The following is a 20,205-nucleotide window of genomic DNA, read 5'->3' on the forward strand; positions in this document are numbered from 1 at the left end:
GCGCCTGGAAACCACTCAGGACGGCCTGGGCGCCGTTCTTGCGTTGGCGCCGCCGGTTCTGAACAATAGGAGATGGATTGGCACTGTCCGGTGGAGAGTGCTAACACACCGCTGTCAGGAGGATGGAGATGCCGGCCAAGCTACTGCTTTACGATGAGAACGCGCGCCGGGCGCTCGAGCGAGGCGTTGAACGGGTGGCCAGCGCGGTCAAGATCACGTTGGGGCCAAAGGGACGCAACGTGGTGCTTGAGAAGAAGTGGGGATCCCCCACGATCACAAAAGATGGCGTCACCGTGGCCAAGGAGATCGAGCTCGAAGACCCCACTGAGAACATGGGGGCGCAGCTCGTCAAGGAGGTGGCCAGCAAGACCAACGACGCGGCGGGCGACGGCACCACCACCGCGACCGTGCTGGCCTGGGCCATGGTACGGGAGGGCCTGAAGAATGTCGCCGCCGGCGCGAACCCAATGCTGATCAAGCGCGGTATGGACAAGGCGGTGGACGCGATCGTCGAGGCCATCAAGAAGGCGAGCATCCAGATCGAGGGCCGTCGTGAGATCGCCCATGTCGCGGGCATCGCCGCCAACGATGCCGGGATCGGCGAGACCATCGCCGACGCCATGGACAAGGTGGGCAAGGACGGCGTCATCACCATCGAGGAAGGCAAGGGCATCGAGACCACCGTCGAGGTGGTCGAGGGCATGCAGTTCGATCGAGGCTACATCTCACCGTACTTCATCACCGACCCCGACAAGATGGAGACCGTCCTCGAGAACCCCTACATTCTGCTCACCGAGAAGAAGATCAGCGCCGCCCGCGACATCGTGCCACTGATGGAGAAGGTGATTCGGACGGGCAGGCCGCTCATCGTCGTAGCTGAGGACGTTGAAGGTGAAGCACTGGCAACCTTGGTGGTCAACAAGCTCCGCGGCATCCTGCACAGCGCGGCCGTGAAGGCACCCGGCTACGGCGATCGTCGCAAGGCCATGCTCGGGGACATGGCCGCCCTCACCGGCGGCAAGGTCGTCTCCGACGACATTGGGATCAAGATCGAAAGCGTCGAGCTGGAGATGCTCGGCCATGCCGACAAGGTGAAGGCCACGAAGGAAGAGACCACGCTCATCGGCGGCAAGGGCGCCAAGGCCGACATTGACGGTCGCGTCGCGCAGATCAAGAAGGAGATCGAGGACACGACCAGCGACTACGACCGCGAGAAGCTGCAGGAGCGCCTGGCCAAGCTGGGCGGGGGCGTCGCCGAGATCAAGGTCGGCGCCGCGACCGAGACCGAGATGAAAGAGAAGAAGCACCGCTTCGAGGACGCGCTCAACGCCACCAAAGCCGCCGTGGAGGAAGGTATCGTGCCCGGCGGCGGGGTTGCGCTCCTGAGGGCGCTATCGCAGCTCGGCGGCATCTCGGCCAGCGGCGAGGAGCAGATCGGCATCAACCTGGTGCGGCGTGCGGTGGAGGAGCCAACGCGACAACTCGTGCACAACGCCGGCGGAGAAGGATCGCTGGTGGTCGAGCGCATCAAGAAGGAAAAGGGCAACGTCGGCTACGACGTCGAAACCGGCGAGTACAAGGACATGGTTAAGGCCGGGATCGTGGATCCGACCAAGGTCACGCGCCTGGCCCTGCAGAATGCCGCCTCAGTGGCCGGGATGCTGCTGACCACCGAAGCGGTCGTGGTCGAGAAGCGAGAGAAGAAGAAGGGCGCGGGCCCCATGCCGGGCGCCGGCGGCATGCCCGACGAGGACTTCTAGACTGCCGGGTTCGCAGATGTAGAAGGGACGCGGGCGACCCCCGCGTCCCTTCCGCATTCTCTTGTTCGAGTATCTGAGCTGGGGTGACCGACGGGATTTGAACCCGCGGCCTCCTGAGCCACAGTCAGGCGCTCTGCCAAGCTGAGCTACGGCCACCACGCGTCACCGCAGATTGTAGCACAGCGCCGGGAGGCGCCTCAATCCTCGCGGGTCGGCTCCTCGCTGCGCGGCTGCAGGCCGTGCGCCTGAGCGACGCCTAGCGGCGTCAGCATCGTGATCGCATGATCGGTGCCGATACCCTGCCGCTCCACGAGCCCCTGCGCCTCCGCCTCCAGGCGCGCGATCACGACCTGGTGCAGCGGCATCCCTGTCAGCTCGGCAAGGCGGCCATCCGTGAGGCCGCGACGGAACCAGGCCTTTTCGTCAAGCAGGATGGAAAGCAGCCGCGCAATGTCGGCCGCCGTGTCTGGGCGCATTGACCTCTCCCCTCCGGCATCAGGGATCGGGACCTGCAAACGGGTATCCATATGTCAGTTGTGCCCAAGACGCGCGGATTCTAGGCAGGGCCCGCGACGTGCGGCCTACCGGTCGGTGGCCAGGGACCGCAGGTGCGTATCTGCAAAGATGCGCGCGCCCTGCGCGCGCACGTGATGGTTAAGCAGCCGCAGTTTCAGGTAGAGACCGAGGTACTTCGTGCTGATCTCCGTGACGGCTGCCTCTCCGGTCAGCGCGTCTACCTCCCAGGCCAGGCCGTACGGCTGGCGGTAGTGCCGCTCCAGCGCGGTGGAAAGCAGCGCCGCCTCCTCCCCCCACTCCCTATCCTCCGTCAGCTGCTCGATCTTGATCAGGTTCACGGCGAGGTCCACGAGTGGGTCGAGCGCGGCGTTGCGGTCGGCGTCCCGGTTCGGTATCAACCCAGCCGTGGTGCGCCGCCGCAGCCAGGCGCGGGCCGACCGGCGCGCGGCGAGCAGGCACTCCTCATCGCCCATGTCGTGGAAGATGTCGAGGAGCAGCTCCATCCACGTGTTGTTCGCGAACAGCGAGAGATCCCTCGTCGCGCCTCGTGCCGACCGCACGTCGTAGAACCGGCCGTCCTGTGCCGTCATGGCGTCGAGCGCACAGCGCTTCCAGCGCATCACAGCAGAGCGAATCCACTCATGACCGCCGGCCCTGTGGAGAGCCAGCAGCCCGAAGACGAAGAACGCGTCCCCCTTGGCGATGACGCTGTCGCCCGACCCCGGGCGCCCGCGCGCCCTGAAAGCCAGGTCCAGCATAGGAACGACAAGGTCGCCCAATGCGCTGGTTGGGAACCGCACGGGAAGAAGTCCCTGGGCACGAACCTCCGGCAGGGCCAGCACCGCCTGTGCCATCTCCGCAGCCCAGGACAGGAGGGCCGGATCGCCCGTTATGTCGTAGATCTTGACGAGCCCCTCGATCCACGCACCGGCCAGCATCGAACTACCTAGCGGCAGGTGGAGGCGCAGGGGCCGGCAGGGGAGTACCGCGTACACCGGAAGCCCGCTACGGCCGGCAGCCAGGAGTCGGACACCCGCCAGGAAGCGCTCGACTTCGGAGGAGATCACCCCCTTACCCCAGGTGCGAAGCGACTCCGCCAGGCCCCACAGAGTATCCACCGAGGCCAGATTGGAGTACAGGATCCTGTGAGTGCGTCCCCGGAGACCATGAACGAGTGCGAGGCCGTGGATGAGGCCGCTGGGGGCCTGAGCAAGGCGCAGCGCTTCCAGAACCTGGCCCCTGGCCCACTCGCACAACGCGCCGTCGCCGGTGATCAGCCCGAGTTCGTGGACGTACTGCACGTAATCCCCCAGTTCGTCAATGATAGGGCTGGGGTCGCGTATGCAGCCGCGCCGGACGTCCACTGTGCGCGCCAGGAGTCCGTGCCCTCCGCAGTACCGATCGCGCAGGAGCCGGGCGACCTCAACTGCCGGGGCCAGATCGCCACCCGCCACGCCGCTACCTCCCCTGGTGAAGCGTGCTCTTCATCACGGGTCGCTTGCCCGATGGCTCGCGGGGGATGTGATCAACCGGCGTCACCCTCACGGCAATCCCGCCTCCCAGCGCCGCCTGCAGGTGCCGGGCCAGCTCCTCCTGGCGATCCTCACCGCAGGCGCCCACTGGCACAACCGCGACCTTGAGCACCTTGGGATCATCCTGCCGGAACTGATACTCCCGCAGCAGGTTCCCATGTGCCAGCATGGCCCGTTGAAGAATCGTCGCTGGGATCCTGAGACCTGCGGCCGTCACCACCCACTCCCAGACCCGGCCGTCCAGCTCGCCCAGAAGCGGTAGGGTCCTACCGCACGGGCACTTCTCTTCCCATGCCGCTGTACCCATGTCTCCGATCTCGTACCGTATGAACGGCATTGCGAGGTTGCGCAGGTCGGTGATGACCAACCGGCCCTTCTGAACCGGCGTCCCCTGCGCATCGCCCGGCTCCCCGCTCACTACCTCCACGATGAACCCCTCGGTGTTCAGGTGCCACCGCCCAAGTTCACACGTCTGAGCAACCCCCCCTGAGAACTCCATCGCCCCGTAGCGCGAGAAGATGGGCGCACAAAAGGCCCGGGCTATCAACTGGCGGGTGTCGTCCCCCATCTGCTCCGCATGGTAGAAGATGCAGCGAGGGACGGTCCGTAGCGGCCTGCCAACCCGCAGCACCGCCTGGGCCAGCAGGTGTAGAAGGCTTGGGAACCCGTAGATCCATACGGGCGCCATCCGCTCAAGCACCTCGACGGTGGGCACCGGATCTCGCGCATAGAGAACCTCCAGTGGGAAGAAAGTGCTGCCGATCAGCCGGCTCCACCACGTCTCCTTCCTCCTCCCGAGTGGGTCCAGACGATGCGCCAGCCACAGCACAGGGGCCACTGCCGTCATGCCGGCCCACCCGAGCGCGTGCCACATCGTGGCCTGCTCGAACGGCGCGGTACGCCTGTCACGGGCGTGCTTCAGGGGCGCCGCGGCTGTCCCTGATGTCGTCTTGAACTGAAGGTCTTCCTTGCTCGCTCGCGTTGAGATCATGGCATCAAGGTGTACCTTGACGTCACGCCTCCGCAGCACGGGCAGCAGCGGGAGGTCCCCGAGGCTCCGGATGTCACCGGGTGATACCCCTGCCTCGTCCATGACCCGCGTGTAATACGGAACCGTTGCGTATGCCCAGGCGATCAGGGCGCACAGCCGGGCTTCCTGCCGAGCGCGGAGCTCCATCGGGTCCGCCTGCTCGGCCCGCCTGAGCACGTCGAGCTCGCGCAACGCCTGGCGGCGGACCAGGCGCGATCCCACCGCAAAGAGACCGTGCATCAGGGCGGTGCGCAACACACCGCTACCTCCCCTGGTGAAGCGTGCTCTTCATCACGGGCCGCTTGCCCGATGGCTCGCGGGGGATGTGATCAACCGGCGTCACACGCACGATGATCCCGCCTCCCAAAACTACCTCCAGGTGCCGGGCCAGCTCCTCCTGGCGGTCTTCGCCGTAGGCACCAACGGGCACAACCGCGACCTCCAGCACCTCGGGGCGGTCCTGCCGGAATTGATACTCCCACAGCAGGTCAATGTGCAGCCGCATGGCCCGTTGAAGAACAATCGCCGGAATCCTGAGACCTGCTGGGGTCACAACCCACTCCCAGATACGGCCTTCCATCTCGCCTAGAAGCGGCAGGATCCTCCCGCACCGGCACTTCTCTTCCCCTGCCGCCGTGCCCACGTCCCCGATCTCGTACCGTATGAATGGCGCTGCCAGGTTGCGCAGGTCGGTAATTACCAAGCGGCCGCTTGGGGCCTGCATCCCGTGCAGGTCGCCCGGCTCACCGGTAACGACCTCGACGACAAACCCTTCGGGGTTCAGGTGCCACCGCCCGTGCTCGCATGTCTGAGCGACCAGCCCGGACAACTCCGCCGCCCCGTAGCGCGAGAGGATGGGCACACCGAAGGCCCGGGCGATCAACTGACGCGTGTCCTCGCCCATGTGCTCCGCTTGGTAGATAATACGGCGCGGGCGGGTTCGCAGCGGCCTGCCGGAGCGCAGAACCGCCTGGGCCAGCAGGTGCAGGAAGCTCGGGTACCCAAGGATCACCGCCGGCGCTATGCGCTCCAGTATCTCCACGACAGGAGCTGACTCCCGTGAATAGAGGGCCTCCAGCGGGGTGGAAGCGCCACCCACCATCCGGCCCCACCAGGTCACCTGTGAGGCCCCCACTGAGACACGGCCCAGCGTGAGCAGCAGATGAGCGTCTGCGGGCGTGACGCCCGCCCACCCCAAGGAGTGCCACCTGGTGGCCTGCTCGAACGGCACGGTGCGCCTGTCGCGGCAGAAGCCCAACGGCTCCGCGCTCGTTCCTGACGTCACAGTGGGCAGCAGATCTCTCTTCCTCGCCCGCTCAGACGTCAGGGCATCAAGGTGCATCTTGACGTCGCGCCGTCGCAGTATCGGCAGAAGAGGTAGATCGTCAATGCCCTGGATGTCGTCGGGCGACACCCCTGCCTGGTCCATGGCCCGGCGGTAGTAGGGGACCGTGTCGTAGGCCCAGCGGATCAGGGCGCGCAGCCGGACCTCCTGCCGCACTCGGAGCTCCTTGGGATCGGCCCTCTCAGCCCACCTGAGGACGGCAAGCTCGCGCAACGCCTGCCGGCGGACCAGGCGCGAGCCCACAGCAAAGAGACCGTGCATAAGGGCGGTGCGTAACACACCGCTACCTCCCCTGGTGGAGCGTGCTTTTCAGCAAGGGGCGCTTGCCTGACGGCTCACGAGGGATGTGCTCGACCGGTGTCACGCGCACGGTGGTCCCGCCTCCCAGGACTGCCTCTAGGTGCCTGGCCAGCTCCTCCTGGCGGTCCGCGCCATAGCCACCTGTCGGCACGACCACGACCTCCAGTACTTCAGGACGATCCTGCCGGAACTGGTACTCCCACAGCAGGTCGCCGTGCAACCTTGAGGTCTGACGTTGAAGGACCGACGCCGGAATCCGAAGACCCGCAGCCGTCACAGCCCAATCCCAGTATCTGCCTTCCAACGCCCCCAGCACAGGAAAGGTTCTCCCGCACGGACACTTCACTTCACCTGCCGCCGCGCCAACATCGCCGATCTCGTACCGCAGGAAGGGCATAACGTGGTTGCGCAGGTCGGTGATGACCAGGCGACCGCGACGAGCCGGCATCCCCTGCCGGTCTCCTGGATCGCCCGTCACGACCTCGACGATTGCGCCTTCAGGGATCAGGTGCCACCGTCCGTCCCCACATGTCTGGGCGACCATCCCCGAGAGCTCCCGCGCCCCGTAGCGTGAGAAGACCGACACTCCAAAAGCCCGTGCGAGCAGCTCGCGAGTATCCTCCTCCATCTGCTCTGCCTGGTAGAAGACGCAGCGAGGGCGTGCGCGCACCGGCCGCCCGGATCGCAGAACCGCCTGGGCCAGCAGGTGCAGGAGGCTGGGCATTCCCAGGATCGCCGCGGGCGCCACGCGTTCCAGCATCTCGATGACCTGGAGCGTCCGCCGTGCGTAGAGGATCTCCAGCGGCATCAAGGCGCTCCCGGTCAGCCTGTTCCACCATTTGATGCGCAGGGTTCGAGGGCGGAGCCCGTCCAGCGTCAGCCTCAGCACAGGTGCCCAGGGCATGACACCGGCCCACTCCAGGGAATGCCACTGGGTGGCCCGCTCGAACGGCAGGGCGCGCCTGTCGAGGTACAATCTCATCGGCTCACCCATCGTGCCCCCAGTGATCTGGGGTAAGAGATGGCTCCGGCCAGCTCGCTCGGAAACCAGAGACCCGAGGTTCACCTTGATGTCGCGCCGCCGCAGTATCGGCAGAAGAGGTAGATCGTCAATGCCCTGGATGTCGCCGGGCGATACCCCCGCCCCGTCCATAGCCTGTCGGTAGTAGGGGACGGTGTCGTAGGCCCAGCGGACAAGGGCGCGGAGCCGCGCCTCCTGCCGCGCGCGCAGCTCCAGAGGGTCCGCCTTCTCGGCCCATCTGAGTACATCGAGTTCGCGCCTCGCCTGCCGGCGATCCAGGCGCGAGCCCAGCGCAAAGAAACCGTGCATCAGGGCGGTGCGCGCCGGTGTCACCGCCGCACCAGGGGCACAAGCGCCACGCCGAACAGCGAATGCCAGATGCGCGCGGCGCACTTGGCCGCGGCCACGCCGATCACCCCAAACCGCATCGTCAGTAGGGCAAGGCCCACGACCTCGACGGCAAAGGCAGTCGCGGCCAACCAGTGCTGCGCCCTGACGTGGCCGCGGGCTGCCAGGAATGAGTTTGCCTGGCTGCCCGGGAAGCCCAGCGCCACCGCGGCGACTAGAACCTGGGCTACAAGAACGCTATCGCGGTAGTGCGCGGTGAAGAGAGCGGGCACCAGCATCGGCATCGCGAGAACCATCGCCCCTCCAACCGCGACCGCGGTCGGGAAGCCGGCAATCAGACTGCGCCGCAGGAGGCGGCGCGCATCGTCATCGCGGGCCGCAGCCATGCGCGGCACCATCTGGAGATTGACCAGCGATGTGGCCTGCCTGAGGACCTCCCACCACACCATGCCGATGGAGAACACCGCCAGGCTGGCCGGCCCAAGGGCGGTTCCCACGACGAGGCCCGAGAGGTAGGTTTGGCCGGTCGAGACAAGATAGACCGGCGAGAGCCGGCGGCCGTACTGCACAGCCTCGGGGTCGGCCGCTGCATGAAAGGCCACGCCCCGCGCAGTCGCCCGGAGGAATGCAGCGTGGAGCAAGATCGTCGTCGCCAGCCAGGCGAGCGCGGCCGCCTCCAGCCGCCCATGCGCCAGGAGCACCAGGACCACTACCGGCACCGGCAGCGCCATGACCGCGCTCTGGAAGAGAGCATACCTCAGGTAATCCTGCCTGCCGCCGAGAAACGGCAGATAGAGCTCGAGCGTGGTCAGCATGGGAAAGCAGAGGGCGGCGATCGCCAGCGCGCGTCCCATGGCCGGTTGGCCCCAGGCGCCGAACACCATTGCCAGCACAAGCAGGATGCCGATCCCGATAGGCGACGCCCTGGCACGGGCGCGCATGCCCGCCCTGAGCACGCCGTCATACCCACGCGCACTGGCCCGCATGACAGCCACGGTCATTCCAGGCAGGGCGGTCAGCCCAACCATCCCAAGCAGCGCCATCGCGTATTTGTACTGCCCGTACACCTCCTGGGTTGAGAGGTGTGCAAACGCCATCCCCATGCCGAACCCGGCCAGCATGGAGACGCCCCTGCCGCCGGCCAGCAGCACGCTGTCCAGGGCAGGCCGCAGCCAGCCCTGGACACGACCCGGCTTCACGCGGTCTCTTCCAGCAGACGGGAGTATATCCGAAGAACATCTGCGGCCATCCGCGACGCCGTGAAACGCTCGGCTACGCGCGAACGGCCGCCCGTGCCCATCCGCTCGGCGGTTGCGGGATCACGCAGCAGTGCCACGATCGCCCGACCGAAAGCATCGGGGGATTCTGGACCCACCAGCAGGCCGGTTTCGCCGTCTTCTACTATCTCGTCCAACGGCGGAATATGGGCTGCGACGACCGGCTTACCCGCGGCCATCGCCTCGGCTACGGCCAGCCCGAAGCCTTCGGACCTGGAGCCAGAAGCAAAGACGTCCACGGAGTGAAGAAAGGAAGGGACATCTTCTTGGAATCCCACAAGCCGCACGTGTTCGCGCAACCCCAGGTCATGTATAAGGTTTGCGAGCGCGCGCCCGTATGCCGCCGAACCCACCCCCGCGATCAGCAGTACCGCGTTCGGGAACTCGCGCAGCACGCGCGGCATGCCTTGGACCAGGAGATCGTGCCCCTTGCCGGGCTCGAGCCGGCCCACGGTGCCGATGACCGGCCGCTCCTCCATCCCCCACTCGGCCCGCAGGTCGCGCCGCGCTGAGGCGAACGACTCGACATCGATCCCGTTGTAGACCACGCGCACGCTCTCCGAAGGCAGCCCGCATGACTGCACAAGCCAGGTGCTCACGGCTCCGGAAGTCGCCAGCACGGCATCGGCGCGGCGCCATACACCGGCCAGCGCCGGTTTCAGGTAGCGCCACATTCCCTGCGTGCCATAGGTACCGTGCACGGTCACCACCCTGGGGATCGGCTTCCGTCCGCGTGCGACGATTCCCGCAATGTCCGCCCTGGGCAGGTGCGTGTGCAGAATGTCGGGACGTTCCTCGCGGATCAGGCCGTGGAGAGTCCAGGGACACCTCGGATCGAAGCGCGCACAGTCAAGGTCGCGCACCACAATGCCTGCACGCTCAAACTCCGGTCGCAGCGACCCCGTGTCGGGGACGTGCTCGCGCAGACACGCGACGGTCAGATCCACCCCGGCCGCCTTGTGATGCCGGCACAACGCCAGCAGCGTGACCTCCGCGCCGCCGGCCGCCACAGTGTTGGTGACGTGAAGGATCTTCACGACGCTCCCCTGTGCGGGACCGAAGCGGCGGTCGAGCTCAAGAGGGCCTCGGTGGCGTCCGCCACGCGCGAGACGGTGAAGCGCTCCGCTGCGCGGAGGGCGCCGGCTGCCAGCCGTGCCCGCTCAGCCGGAGAGGAGATCAGGCGCTCAAGCGCCCCTCGGAGGGCATCGGGATCCGAAGGCGGAATCAGCAGCCCGTTCTCTCCGTCTTTTACGGCCTCAGGCACACCGCCCACGGCGGTTGCGATCAGCGGCATCCCGAGCACCATGGCGTCCAGCACCGCGTGGGGCAGGCCCTCCCACGTGGAGTTCAACACAAAGATGTCGCAGGATGCCATGATGCCCAGCGTCTCCTCGCGCGACCTGCGGCCAGCGAAGAACACGCGGTCGGCCGCGCCCGCCTCTATCGCAGCCTGCTCCAGCCGGACCCGGTCCGGACCGTCACCGACCACGACCAGGCCGAGGTCGCGCTGCCCGGCGACCACAGCGATCAACTCGCCGATCCCCTTCCACCTGGTAAGACGGGCCGCCGTAACCAGCGTCAACGGCGTCGAGAGCGGAAGGGTCGCGGGGGCGAGCGTCTCAGGCAGTTCAACCCCGTTGGGTATCACAGCGATCCGGGAGGCCGGGACTCCCCACCGTTCAACCCAGCCGGCCATCCATCGCGAGTGGACGATCACGCGGTCCGCCCGCCGGATCCACCAAGCGCGCAGGCGCCTCAGCGCCTCCACCCTCGCACCATACCTCTGCTGCTGGAATACCTCGAAGGTGTCGTGCACCCGCCCCAACAGGACCGAGCGCTCCCAGGCCAGGTCGCCCACGACCTTCATCACCAGGGGCCGCCGTAGCAGCGCGTTGGCAACCACCGACTCCAGGGCCAGACCGTAGACCAGCAGGACGTCGACCCGGCTGCCCAACTCCAGGATCGCACGGATGGTTCGCAGCCACCGTACGAGTCTGGGCCCGGGTCGGGCAAAGCGCACAACCGAAAACGGGTAGAGCGAATCATCGCCGTCCGCGCGGTCGCTTACTGTCAGAACAGCCACCTGGTGGCCGCGGCGGCAGAGTTCCCCGGCCAGAGGCGGGATCGCCGTGGCGTGCCCGCCTATGTCGGGTGGAAAGACCGGAGTGACTATCAGAATCCTCATCGTCCCTGCAGCATGGCGCGGGCCTGCGACCGCTGCCGCGGTCGGCACGCGCGCCGAACTGCGCCCGCGGTTATGCGCCCCAAGTCTCGCTCAGGACCCTCACCCAGTTGCCGTGGGCGATCTTGCGCAGGTCCTCACCCGAGTATCCGCGGTCTGCGAGCGCCCGCATGAGCTTGGGCAGACCGGCTGCATCCTTCAACTCGGCCGGCATGACCGCGCCGTCCAGGTCAGAGCCCAGGGCGACGCAGTCAACCCCCATCCGCTCGGCCATGTAGTCAATGTGCTCAACCATTCTCGCGATGGGCGTCTCGGCGTTCCGAGCTCCGTCCTCGCGCAGAAAGCCCACGTGAAAGTTGAGACCCACTACACCTCTGCTCTCGCGGATCGCGTCAAGTTGCCGGTCCGTGAGGTTCCGCGGCGACGGCGTCAGCGCGTGGGCATTGGAATGGGTGGCAACCAATGGGGCATCGGTCAGAGCCGCCACGTCCCAGAAGCCCTGCTCGGTAATGTGGGAGAGGTCAATCATCACCCTGCGCCGGTTGAGTTGCCGCACCAGCTCCCTGCCCGCATCGGTGAGCCCGGGGCCGGTGTCGGGCGAATGAGGGAACTTGAACGGCACGCCCTGCGCGAAGCGGTTACGGCGGCTGTGCGTGATGCCGACCGAGCGCAGCCCGGCGGCATAGAACGCCTCAAGCGCGCGTCCCTCTGGATCGAGCGGCTCGGCGCCCTCGAAGTGCAGAAGCATGGCGAAGACGCCTCCCTCGAGGCACTGCTGCAGCTCGGCCGCGCTGCGAACGACCTTCGCCTTCCCGCCCGAGGCCTGCTCGGCCTGCAGCAGCCTTCCGAGCAGGCCGAGCGCGGTAGCCTGCGCGTACTCCAGTGACATCGGCTCCGGCCACGTGCTCTCGTCGCCGTACACACGCATCGAGGTGTTGGTGGATGAGGAGTCCGCCGGAGGCTCCTCCGATACGCCAGGGTCGCGTATGTAGATGGCGAAGAAACCTCCGCCCAGACCGCCCTCATGCGCGCGAGGCAGGTCAATGTGTCCGACTTCAGAACGATCGAAGAACGACCGGTCCGTATCAACTAGACTAAGAATCGTGTCGTTGTGACCGTCGAAAATCAGCGGGAATCCCATCGTTGTCTCAGTCACGCCGTAACTCCCCTTCCGGCACGCATTGGCCACAGATGTTTGGGTCTTTGCCGTGGTCCCGCTGCAGTCCTGCCGCTCGACGAGTTCCTGCGCGAATAGCAGGAGCAGTGTCGGCGATGGGGAAGGGATACGCAGCGACGGATTCCGTCCCGATGGAGGAGATCACTGTGCGGTTGCGTGGAAAGAGTGCTGTGGTGGCTTTGGTGGTGGTGGTGGCCGCGGTTGCGGCGGTTGCGTTGGTGGCTTCGAGGGGCATCCTCGCGGCGCCGGTTGCCCTGCCGCCCGAGATATACAGAGTAGTACCGGCGCCGGAGAGCAGGGCCTGCCCTACCCCGGAGATCGCCGTGGGCCTGCGGCTGACCGACGCGATGCGGCAATATGGTAGTCTTGACGTGAAGTTGGTGACGTTGAAGCTCGACGGCACGGACATCACGGCAAGTGCACAGGCGAGCGGGACGAAGGATTTCCCTCAGAGCATGGCCACCCTTACCTACAAGCCCACGGCCCCGCTGGCGCTGGGCTGGCATCAGGCTTCGTTCACCTTCCCCTCGAGCAAGGGGCCCGTGACCTACGAGTGGAAGTTCCGTGTTGCGGAGATCGCGTGTCGCTAGACGACGTCGCGCCGTTCTCGACCACCTCTATAGTAGCTCCCCGACTTGTGTCGCCCGCCATCGGCCGAGCGAAGTCCAGTGCCCAGTGGAGGATCCTCCGCGCACCGGGGGTCCAGACTACTTGCCGGCCCTAAGCTGCCATCTACGCCTAAGTGCCTCGGCGACCTCGTTTTGTGGATGATGGAGTGACGTCCTCCAGGCGCAGTCGTCTGGCAGGCGGTCCAGCGGCTCTCCGACTGTCTGTTGGCTTCCATGAGAATCGCCCCTCAGGCTGGTTCAGGGAGTCACGCACCTGGGTCAGACGGTTGGCGGCGGCGGCGGTTTCCGTTCTCATCGTACTGGTGGCGGATGAAGTGCCCCAGCGGATCGGTAACCCGTGTGACCAGCCTGCGGGTGTCGTACTCGGTGGTCCCTGTGCGGCCACCTCCGTCGGTCCTGATGACCTGGTTATCGAAGGCATCGTAGCCGAAGGTGTTGTAGACGTACTGGACCAGGGACTCATCCGCTGTGTCGGTGGCCTTGCGGACGTGGGTCGGGTTGAGGATCCCGACAGTACTGCAGGCGATCGCCAGCCTGGACGTGCGTCGAGGCGACTAGCCGAAAAGAGCCTGCAGAAGGGAAGTTCTGTCGATTTCGAGGTAGCTGGCAATATCCTTCAGAATTCCGCTCAGAGTACCGGTCTTCAGCGGAGCGTAACGAGGAATCGTGATGTGGTGCGACGAGCCTTTCAGGGTTGAGGTCAAGCGAAGATGACTGCCGGTCTGACGCGTGACCTCCTAGCCGTATCGGCGGAGCACCTGGGCGAGGTCGTCGCCACCGAGGTCGCGCGGGACCTTCATGCCGGGATGAGCTCGTCCCGGACCAGGTGGAGCCGAATGACGCGGGGTCGGTCCTCCTCAGAGAAGTGACAGCGGACGGCATCCCGCACCGCGTCCTTCAGCGCCTCCACAGTCTCGGCCTCGGTGAAGATCGAGGCGCCGAGGGCTCTGGCCTCATAGCCGCCGTCGGCGGATTCCTCAATGAGGAAGATGATCTCGCTCACGACATCCCCTCCGCTTTGCGCCCGTAGCATAACATAGGATAGGCCGCAACGGCGCGCATTACATGCCTGCGGCAAAACTGCAACGACGCCATTCGACAGCGGCACATTCTCAGCGGGCAAAGTGGTGAGCGCATTTCATTTGGTGAACAGAGAGCGCGGGGGCCGAGACTGGCGAGATACCCTACAAGTAGCAGCGCCACAGCTGGGACCGTAATCCCCGTGATTATCTCTCACTTCCTGGTGTGATCGGTCTCTGTCCGACGTTCCCTGATGAACTCTATGACCTGCGCGCGGGTCGGAATCGGCTCCACTGCCCCGAGTCCCATCGCGGTGAGAGCACCGGCCGTGTTCGCGACGCGCGCGGCCTCCCCCACGCCTGCACCTTCCAGCCACGAAGCGACGAAAGCGCCGGCGAACGCGTCTCCCGCTCCGCTCGCGTCGACTACATCCACCGACCACGCCGCCAGAACAAAGCGAGCCCTCTCTGCGGTGGCGACCAAGCAGCCTTTTGCTCCGCGCTTGAGCACGACCGTCCGCGGCCCGAAACTTAGGACGTGCTCGACCACAATTTCTGGATCGACACCAGGATAGAGGTGAGCGATATCCTCCTCGCTGACGAAGACCAGGTGCGCACGGGCGAAAGTACGCTCGACCACCGGACGGGCCACCTTGAGCGGCCATAGCCTCGGCCGCACGTTTGCGTCATAGCTGATCGTGCGGCCCGCGCGCTCAGCGATGTCGAGCGCCGTCTCCACCGCCTCCCGCGCAGTTTCGGAGATGGCCTGAGTGATCCCCGAAGTGTGAAACACCTTAGCGCCAGCGATGTAGACCTCGTCGAGATCCCCCGGGGCTAGCCGCGAGGCCGCCGACGCCGACCGATAGTACGTGAAGTCGTGGCTCCCCTTGTCGCGGATCGAGATGAAGTACACGCCCGTGATGCCCTCGGACTCAACAATCACCCGGCTGTAGTCCACCCCCTCCCGCTCCCAGAGGGCAAGAAAAGCGTGGCCGAACTCGTCCCCGCCCACGCGGGTCACATAGCCGGACGACGCGCCCATCCGCGCAGCCGCCACGATGAAGTTGGCGGTATCCCCGCCGAAGCCCCTACGGAACGTACGCACCTCTCCCAGGCGACCGCACTGCTCGGCCGCGAATTCCGCCATCGGCTCCCCGAGGGCGATGATCTCAGGCAATCCCTTAGATGCGGGCAAGCTCCTCCACCGCTCTGCGGATCGACCCTAGCTTATGGATCGCGTCGGTCATCCGCCGCTCTGTCTCCTCGATCTGACGGGCAGTATCCAGCACATCCGCGGCGTGCCCCCTCGGGACGACGACGACCCCGTCGGCGTCACCTATGCTGATGTCGCCCGGATGAACTAGCACGCCGCCGCAGACGACCGGAAAGTTGAAGCCGACTGTCACATACCGACCGACGGTGGTGCTCGGGACGATCGTCCGGGAGAATGCAGGAAACTGGGCCTGGCGAATCTCCTCGACGTCCCGCACGCCGGCATCGAGAGCCGCACCACCGAGGTTCCGGGCGACGGCTCCTGCGGTCATGATGCCTCCCCACTGCGCGACGTTGCGCGCGCCCTGAGGATCCTCCATCCCGATGACGATAATCGAGCCCGACTCCGCCTCGTCAATCGCCTGGAGCGCATGCTCAGGGGACTTGCTCTCCTGCGCGGCTCGCTCCAGTACCTTCACTGCCGGCCCTACCATCTTCGCCAGAAACACGGGTTTGATCTCATGCGTCATGAATCCCGGTCGCTTCACAACTCGGTCCACCGCATCTGCGACAGAGGCTGTCGCGACTGCCCGGAACCCCGCGATTGGCTCACCAAGCGTTGCTCCCACTACAGCTCACCGTCCTCGCCTCGAAGAGTCCGCGTCTGCCCCAGCGCGAACGAGATCCGCACCCTCGCCTGCCGCACTTGGAGACCAAGCACCCACCGGGCCTGTCCCGGCTGACGTTCGGGCTTGCTTCCGACACACTCACTACCCGGCCCATCTGCGCCCGGCGGTCGAAAAGCGCGGCGCCCCGAGCAGCGAATAGAGCCCAGAGGCTTCGGCCGGATGGCGACGATGATGTGCGCGAGATTCATTTCTCTCGTCTGTTTCAACGTTCTGCTGGCCATCCTTGCTCTATGTGCCGGGTTGTGCTTGGGCCCGCGCCCCATCGGAATGCCAATCTACGAATGTTCTGCCGTCTCTGAAAGGCGATATCCACGTACCCAACGGAGATAGTCGATTAGCCCGTCCTTCAAATCAAACTGCGGCGTAAACTCCAACTCTCTCTCTGCGGCAGAGATGTTATATGTGCTGCGAATGCAGTCAAGCACCACCTCGATGGGACTCAGCCCGGATCCAATGCTCACGCGAGCTCCAGGCTCCAAGCCGCGCAGGATCTCCACAACATCCCTATCCGTGTGGAGCCGACCCAGAGCGATGAAGAACAGGCGCTGCGTCAATCGCTCGGGAGGAACATCGATCGCCCTTACCAGAGCCTCGGCGGCGTCCCGCACGTAGAGGTAATCGCGTCGGTCGTCGGCGCCGCTCGGGCGCTCAAACGGCTCGCCTGCGGCCTGTGCGTGCGCGGCCCCCGCCACGAACGTTTGGTGAGGGGACCCGAAACCGTATACCGAAGGGAAACGGAGCACAATCACGTCCAGACGCTGCACGCGCGCGAAGGCGAGGGCGACAATTTCACTCATCGCTTTAGATGCGCCGTAGTGGCCCGCCGGATGCCCAACGAAGATGTCGAGTGTCGGGTGGCGCTCATCCGTCCGGTCTACCTGAGTCCCGACCAGGGCTCCCGTGGAACTGACGTGAACGAGGCGCCGTACTGCCGCCTGCGCGGCCAAGTCGCACAGCACAAGGGGGCCGCGCACGTTCACCTCGTAAGTGGCCAGGGGATGAGCGTTGCACCAATCGAGCATCTGAAGAGCTGCGAGGTTCACAATGGCATGGAAGGGTCCACGGCGCAGGAGCCCGGCCACCTCCGTCGGGACTGAGATGTCACCTTCGACAAACTCCACTCCATCGGGCGCATCTGCGAGGATGTAGCGACCCATTTGGTTGGGCGGTGCCCGATCGAAGAGCACAACCTCACCGCCGCGCTGGGTGAGGAGTCGAGCCAAATGACACCCTACGAATCCTGTACCTCCCAGTATTGCGATGCGCCTGTTCATCTATCGATCCCGCAGTGAGGGGTCCAGGACATCCCGCAGTCCGTCCCCGAGGAGATTGATCGATAGGACGGCAAGAAGGATGGCACAGCCGGGGACGAGCGGGTACCAGAACTCCGAAGTTAGGAACCGCCGCGCGTCGTTGAGCATGAGGCCCCAGCTTGGATTGGGTGGCTGCGTTCCGATACCCAGGAAGCTTAGAGCTGCTTCGGAGATGATGGCGTGTCCGAAGAGATAGCTACCCATCACGAGGATTGGACCCACGAGATTGGGGGCAATGTGACGCATGAGGATGATGTGATCCCGCGCCCCGATCGCCCGGGCGGCGAGGATGAACTCAGTCTCCGCGATGGAGAGGACGCTGCTGCGGACCACCCGGGCGCAGCGAGGCGCGTACACGATTCCGAGCGCGATGATCGCACTGCGTAGATTCATACCGAGCATAACCGAGAGCGCCATCGCCAGCAGGATGTCGGGAAAAGAGAGGAACGCGTCCATGACGCGCATCAGGGCGCGGTCGAGCAGACCCTTGTAGTAGCCGGCGATCAGCCCCACCAAGCCCCCGCCCAGCACGGCGATGACAGTGACCGTCGTGCCGACCCCGATTGAAATCCGGGCGCCGTACAAGGTGCGCGAGAGCAGATCCCGACCAAGCGAGTCCAGCCCAAGCGGAAACTTGATACCCGGAGGGGTGAGCGGGGTGCCCAGGTTCATCTCGATGGGGGAGTAGTCTGCGATGACTGGGGCGAGCAGCGCGCTAATGGAAAAGATCGCGAAAAGAACAGCGCCCGCCATACCTACTCGGTGGCGGAGGAACCGACGAAGTTGCTGGCGCCCGGTGCCCTCGTGGACCGGAACAAGCGACTTCTTCGACCGTCCTCCGACCCGAGTGCCGACACTGAGTTGCGCACGATTCCTCATTGGTAGCGGATGCGGGGGTCGGCGAGCGTGTAAATGATGTCGCTCACCAAGCTGCCCAGCATGCAGACCAAGCTCAGGATCAGGGTCACGCCCTGCACAACCGGGAAGTCACGCATGAAAATGGACCGAATGAGCAGCGCGCCGATCCCCGGTAACCCGAAGATCTCTTCAATTATGATCGCTCCTGCCATCAGGTGGACAAAGTTGATCGTCGCGATGGTGATGACCGGGATGATACCGTTGCGCAGGGCGTGCTTGTACATGACCTGCCAGTGCGAGAGACCCTTCCCTCGAGCGGTGCGGATGTAGTCTGCCCCCAGTACTTCCAGCAGACTGGACCGGGCAAGGCGCGCGGTGAGACCCGCGTAGCCGACGCCAAGCGAGAGCGTCGGCATGACGAGGTTACGCATCGCGATGAGTGGTTCGCCCCACAGGTCCACGCTGAATGCGGCGATCGGGAACAGCCGCCAATGCACGCCGAGCGCGAGGATGAGCAGCAGGGCCATCAGGTAGGAGGGCACGGACAGACCCAGAATCGCCGCTACCATGATCCCCTGATCCACAGCGCTGTTGCGTCGGAGGGCCGAATAGAACCCTGTCAAGAGTCCAAGGAGGGTGGCGAACGCGATCGCCGTGAAGGCAATGTAGGTCGTGGTGGGTGCCCGCTCCGCGATCATGTCGATTATGCGCTCGCGCGTCCTTAGCGAACGCCCGAGATCACCCCGCAGAATGCCCCACATCCACCGCGTGTACTGGACAGGCAGCGGGAGGTCTAGTCCCAGCTCCTTGCGTACTTCGGCAACCAACTGCGACGTGGCGTCTGGTCCGAGCATGATGACGACCGGGTCGTCGCCGCGCACGCGCATCAGCCCGAAGACGAGCAGACTGACGAGAAAGAGCGTCGGGACGAGATCGATCAGGCGCCTCAAGATGTACTCCACGACAGCCTAGAACCCCCGGTCGTGCGACTGCAGGGCGTTCGTAACAATCTGTCGGAGCATCGTGACTAAGCCAGTCTGGACGTCGCGGCTTGTACCGTCCACGAAGGGCATCTGTGCTGCGTAGTTGCCGTCAAACCCGCCCGCCGCCACACAGCGATCGAGTATGCGTCCAGCGAGCTCCGCGTCGTGCAGCGTCGACGGATCACGAAGGATGATGGCGAGGGCGGCGGCCACTCCATACGCACCCCAGTTCGAGATGGCCGCAACAACCAGCGCATCAGTGGGGACCACCGTCCCCACGCCGCCGCCACAACCGCAGTGGCAGGCCTGGCCGTATGGGTGGACCTCCCGGACGGCCGCCGCGATGACGCCGAAGCCAATCTCGTTCCCGCCGTCGCCGATGCCGACGGTATAGATCCCCAGCTCGTGGGCACGCGCGGCCAGGAGGTGCGCGTGTCCTACCTCGGAAGGCGGCACGCTCACGCCGTTCACAGTGTGCCAGACCCCCTGCTCATTTGGACCGAGCTTCTCGATGAAGATGACGGCAGATGGGCGAAAGGTATCCAGCATCTCCTGGTACGCCTTCGCATCGGCGCCGGGATCGCCCGGAAGGGTCCGCCATGAGGCGCACATGCCCCGGCGGGCGGCCACCCAAGCGTCGTCCATCAACGGCATCGCCGCCGCTTCGCAGCTCGCCCGTAGTGGGGCGAGGTGATGTGCCTCGCAGACGAAAACGGGGCGGGCGCCCAGGCCGATCCCAAGCGCCCGCCCTAGGGCTGCCGCGCCGACAGGCCCGTCGGTCTCGCCAGCCGGCAGGTGCGGGGGGCCGCCCGCACCGGTGACGAGCAGTACATAGTCTCCGGCTTCTACGTGCGCCTTCAATCCTGTCGCGGCCCGGTAGGTGAGAGGACTACCGGACGCGGCTCGGGCGGCGTCGTACAGCCGCGGTATGATGCCCCGGGGGAAGCCGGAGGCAAACCGCATCTCCACAGTGATCAGCCGGTCAATCTGCTCGCACGCGATCGCGGGCATGGC

18 protein-coding genes, 1 tRNA gene and 1 pseudogene are annotated in these 20,205 nt (G+C 65.6%); 2 read left to right on the forward strand and 18 right to left on the reverse strand.

The window, feature by feature from the left end; translation table 11 throughout:
- The first annotated feature begins 128 nt into the window (after window positions 1-128).
- Window positions 129-1,760, forward strand: a complete 1,632-nt coding sequence (gene groL / locus RDU83_08280) for a chaperonin GroEL (GenBank protein ID MDQ7841009.1) — start codon at window positions 129-131, stop codon at window positions 1,758-1,760.
- Window positions 1,761-1,839: 79 nt separating this feature from the next.
- On the opposite strand, the gene RDU83_08285 is transcribed toward groL, so the two are convergent.
- The 10 genes from RDU83_08285 to RDU83_08330 all read right to left on the reverse strand — a co-directional run bounded on the left by RDU83_08285 (window position 1,840) and on the right by RDU83_08330 (window position 12,467).
- Window positions 1,840-1,916: transfer RNA gene (locus RDU83_08285), tRNA-His, on the reverse strand.
- Window positions 1,917-1,957: 41 nt separating this feature from the next.
- Complete coding sequence (locus RDU83_08290; GenBank protein ID MDQ7841010.1) at window positions 1,958-2,236, reverse strand: hypothetical protein; 279 nt, start codon at window positions 2,234-2,236, stop codon at window positions 1,958-1,960.
- Between the two features lie 105 nt (window positions 2,237-2,341).
- Entirely contained in the window at window positions 2,342-3,730 is a 1,389-nt protein-coding gene (locus tag RDU83_08295) for a hypothetical protein (GenBank protein MDQ7841011.1), read from the reverse strand.
- Between the two features lie 4 nt (window positions 3,731-3,734).
- Window positions 3,735-5,096, reverse strand: a complete 1,362-nt coding sequence (locus RDU83_08300; protein MDQ7841012.1) for a hypothetical protein — start codon at window positions 5,094-5,096, stop codon at window positions 3,735-3,737.
- A gap of 4 nt (window positions 5,097-5,100) precedes the next feature.
- On the reverse strand, window positions 5,101-6,462 hold the full coding sequence (locus tag RDU83_08305; GenBank protein ID MDQ7841013.1) for a hypothetical protein: 1,362 nt from the start codon (window positions 6,460-6,462) through the stop codon (window positions 5,101-5,103).
- Between the two features lie 4 nt (window positions 6,463-6,466).
- Complete coding sequence (locus RDU83_08310; protein ID MDQ7841014.1) at window positions 6,467-7,837, reverse strand: hypothetical protein; 1,371 nt, start codon at window positions 7,835-7,837, stop codon at window positions 6,467-6,469.
- Entirely contained in the window at window positions 7,834-9,051 is a 1,218-nt protein-coding gene (locus RDU83_08315; GenBank protein ID MDQ7841015.1) for an oligosaccharide flippase family protein, read from the reverse strand. The genes RDU83_08310 and RDU83_08315 overlap by 4 nt, the downstream gene beginning before the upstream one ends.
- Window positions 9,048-10,166: a glycosyltransferase family 4 protein gene (locus RDU83_08320; protein ID MDQ7841016.1), complete on the reverse strand. Its 1,119-nt coding sequence runs from the start codon at window positions 10,164-10,166 to the stop codon at window positions 9,048-9,050. Before RDU83_08320 ends, RDU83_08315 begins: the two co-directional genes overlap by 4 nt.
- A complete protein-coding gene (locus RDU83_08325; GenBank protein MDQ7841017.1) occupies window positions 10,163-11,314 on the reverse strand; it encodes a glycosyltransferase family 4 protein in 1,152 nt (383 codons plus the stop codon). Before RDU83_08325 ends, RDU83_08320 begins: the two co-directional genes overlap by 4 nt.
- A gap of 70 nt (window positions 11,315-11,384) precedes the next feature.
- The gene (locus RDU83_08330; GenBank protein MDQ7841018.1) at window positions 11,385-12,467 is read right to left on the reverse strand and encodes a dipeptidase; all 1,083 of its coding nucleotides are present in this window, start codon (window positions 12,465-12,467) and stop codon (window positions 11,385-11,387) included.
- Window positions 12,468-12,583: 116 nt separating this feature from the next.
- On the opposite strand from RDU83_08330, the gene RDU83_08335 reads away from it, so the two are divergent.
- On the forward strand, window positions 12,584-13,078 hold the full coding sequence (locus RDU83_08335; GenBank protein ID MDQ7841019.1) for a hypothetical protein: 495 nt from the start codon (window positions 12,584-12,586) through the stop codon (window positions 13,076-13,078).
- A 593-nt stretch (window positions 13,079-13,671) separates the two neighbouring features.
- Here the strand turns inward: RDU83_08335 and RDU83_08340 are convergent.
- From RDU83_08340 to RDU83_08375, 8 genes and pseudogenes are all read right to left on the reverse strand, one after another.
- Window positions 13,672-13,842, reverse strand: a pseudogene (locus RDU83_08340) (type II toxin-antitoxin system HicA family toxin).
- A gap of 71 nt (window positions 13,843-13,913) precedes the next feature.
- Window positions 13,914-14,150: a 2-oxoisovalerate dehydrogenase gene (locus RDU83_08345; GenBank protein ID MDQ7841020.1), complete on the reverse strand. Its 237-nt coding sequence runs from the start codon at window positions 14,148-14,150 to the stop codon at window positions 13,914-13,916.
- Window positions 14,151-14,350: 200 nt separating this feature from the next.
- Window positions 14,351-15,331 carry a sugar kinase gene (locus RDU83_08350; protein MDQ7841021.1) on the reverse strand — a complete coding sequence of 327 codons (981 nt, stop codon included), beginning with the start codon at window positions 15,329-15,331 and terminating at the stop codon, window positions 14,351-14,353.
- Window positions 15,318-15,977, reverse strand: a complete 660-nt coding sequence (locus RDU83_08355; GenBank protein MDQ7841022.1) for an RraA family protein — start codon at window positions 15,975-15,977, stop codon at window positions 15,318-15,320. Before RDU83_08355 ends, RDU83_08350 begins: the two co-directional genes overlap by 14 nt.
- A 335-nt stretch (window positions 15,978-16,312) precedes the next feature.
- Window positions 16,313-17,311 (reverse strand): NAD(P)-dependent oxidoreductase, encoded by a 999-nt coding sequence (locus RDU83_08360; protein ID MDQ7841023.1) that lies wholly within the window; start codon window positions 17,309-17,311, stop codon window positions 16,313-16,315.
- Window positions 17,312-18,229, reverse strand: coding sequence for an ABC transporter permease (locus RDU83_08365; GenBank protein ID MDQ7841024.1), 918 nt, complete (start codon window positions 18,227-18,229; stop codon window positions 17,312-17,314).
- The gene (locus RDU83_08370; protein MDQ7841025.1) at window positions 18,226-19,158 is read right to left on the reverse strand and encodes an ABC transporter permease; all 933 of its coding nucleotides are present in this window, start codon (window positions 19,156-19,158) and stop codon (window positions 18,226-18,228) included. Before RDU83_08370 ends, RDU83_08365 begins: the two co-directional genes overlap by 4 nt.
- A gap of 18 nt (window positions 19,159-19,176) precedes the next feature.
- The gene (locus RDU83_08375) at window positions 19,177-20,202 is read right to left on the reverse strand and encodes a DUF4392 domain-containing protein (protein MDQ7841026.1); all 1,026 of its coding nucleotides are present in this window, start codon (window positions 20,200-20,202) and stop codon (window positions 19,177-19,179) included.
- Between the last annotated feature and the right edge of the window lie 3 nt (window positions 20,203-20,205).

The organism is bacterium (genome assembly GCA_031082185.1).
Classification (GTDB): domain Bacteria; phylum Sysuimicrobiota; class Sysuimicrobiia; order Sysuimicrobiales; family Humicultoraceae; genus VGFA01.

Coding starts and splice junctions, on each gene's coding strand:
- groL (MDQ7841009.1), top strand. CDS start 129: ATGCCGGCCAAGCTACTGCTTTACGATGAGAACGCGCGCCGGGCGCTC.
- RDU83_08290 (MDQ7841010.1), bottom strand. CDS start 2,236: ATGCGCCCAGACACGGCGGCCGACATTGCGCGGCTGCTTTCCATCCTG.
- RDU83_08325 (MDQ7841017.1), bottom strand. CDS start 11,314: ATGAGGATTCTGATAGTCACTCCGGTCTTTCCACCCGACATAGGCGGG.
- RDU83_08335 (MDQ7841019.1), top strand. CDS start 12,584: ATGGGGAAGGGATACGCAGCGACGGATTCCGTCCCGATGGAGGAGATC.
- RDU83_08345 (MDQ7841020.1), bottom strand. CDS start 14,150: ATGCTACGGGCGCAAAGCGGAGGGGATGTCGTGAGCGAGATCATCTTC.
- RDU83_08360 (MDQ7841023.1), bottom strand. CDS start 17,311: ATGAACAGGCGCATCGCAATACTGGGAGGTACAGGATTCGTAGGGTGT.
- RDU83_08365 (MDQ7841024.1), bottom strand. CDS start 18,229: ATGAGGAATCGTGCGCAACTCAGTGTCGGCACTCGGGTCGGAGGACGG.
- RDU83_08375 (MDQ7841026.1), bottom strand. CDS start 20,202: ATGCCCGCGATCGCGTGCGAGCAGATTGACCGGCTGATCACTGTGGAG.